The organism is Nocardioides sp. CPCC 206348, assembly GCF_048654705.1.
Lineage (GTDB): Bacteria > Actinomycetota > Actinomycetes > Propionibacteriales > Nocardioidaceae > Nocardioides.
Map to the genome: position 1 here is coordinate 4,851 of NZ_JBMCZA010000199.1, position 621 is coordinate 5,471.

Consider the following 621-nt stretch of genomic DNA (forward strand, 5'->3'; position numbering starts at 1 on the left):
GAAGCGCTGCTGGGTCTTCTCGAGGCCGTCGGCGACCAGGGACTCGACGGCATCGGCAGCGGAGTCCACCTGGAAGGGCAGCTCCTTGCGCTCGACGCCGGAGTAGTTCGACAGCACGAAGTCGGCGACGTCCTGGCGACCGGGCGGGCGGCCGATGCCGGCGCGCACCCGGTAGAAGTCACCGGTACCGAGCGAGGACCGCATCGACTTGAGGCCGTTGTGGCCGTTGTCGCCGCCACCGAGCTTGCTGCGCAGGGTGCCGAAGTCGATGTCGAGCTCGTCGTGGATCGCGATGATCCGATCGGCGGGCACCTTGTAGAAGGTGGCCAGCGCCTTGACGGCACCGCCCGACTCGTTCATGTAGGTGCGTGCCTTGGCGAGGACCACGCGCGGCGAGGTCGTGCCCGGCGCACCGAAGCGGCCCTCGACGACGTCGGCGCGGCCGGTCTTGTGGGCGCGGAAGCCGCTGCCCATCCGGCGGGCGAGCTCGTCGACCACGAGGTAGCCGATGTTGTGCCGATGCCCCGAGTACGACGGCCCGGGGTTGCCGAGCCCGACGACGAGCCACACATCGGCGCTGGTGTCGTCTGCCACGGGGACCTCCTCGGTCTCGTCGGTCTC

General features: G+C 70.0%; 1 protein-coding gene. It reads right to left on the minus strand.

Annotated elements, in window-relative coordinates; all coding sequences use genetic code 11:
* The coding region (gene pth, locus ACOADB_RS19240) for an aminoacyl-tRNA hydrolase (protein ID WP_378602110.1) at nucleotides 1–594 on the minus strand (594 nt) is incomplete at its 3' end.
* Between the last annotated feature and the right edge of the window lie 27 nt (nucleotides 595–621).